Origin of the sequence: Arthrobacter sp. 18067 (assembly GCF_902706295.1) — a bacterium.
GTDB lineage: Bacteria > Actinomycetota > Actinomycetes > Actinomycetales > Micrococcaceae > Arthrobacter.
On sequence record NZ_CACSJJ010000069.1, the window covers coordinates 1 to 586 of the forward strand.

1 protein-coding gene is annotated in these 586 nt (G+C 61.8%); it reads right to left on the reverse strand.

Annotation, left to right across the window (positions count from 1 at the left end; translation table 11 throughout):
* The coding region (locus tag GVL04_RS24105) for a hypothetical protein (protein ID WP_235036436.1) at positions 1-573 on the reverse strand (573 nt) is incomplete at its 3' end.
* Positions 574-586: the final 13 nt, after the last annotated feature.

The following is a 586-nucleotide window of genomic DNA, read 5'->3' on the forward strand; positions in this document are numbered from 1 at the left end:
CTCGAAGATCGGCGCCTTGCGTGCACGCTGCTCTTCCTCGCTCCAGACCTCCAGCGACAGCAACAGCGGCAGATCAGGATCTGCCTTGAATGCCCTGCGGTTCGCTCTTTCGTTGACGTACCCGTTCTTGGCCACAAAGGCGTCGTAGGAGACGTTCAACGCGGTTCGGTAGACGCTCAGCATGCCGTCGTCGTCCGACGCCGCCTGGGCCTTGATGAGCTTTCGAGCGCAGTCGCGCAGGTGGATCATGCCCAGCACCCGTTCCAGCGTCCGGCCAACAATGTCGACTGGAAGCGCTTTGTCGCCGAGCACCTCGAACACCTTTCCGTCAATGGCCGTGAGACCAGGACGGTGGGTGCCTTCGAGCTGCAACGCCGTCTCGCGCCGTTCTTCAACCTTCGCTTTCTGGACTGCAGCCTGATAGATGCCGCTGGGCACCGTCGCGACCTGGCGGGCCAGTTCGCTTCGAAGATCCCCATCGAAGCTGCAGGTCAGCAGAGTTCGCAAGCCGACGTAGCGCGAGTCGAGCTTTCCAATAACGCGCTGAGGATGCGCGGCGAAGTACTCGTTCACCGTGAGAGGTTCC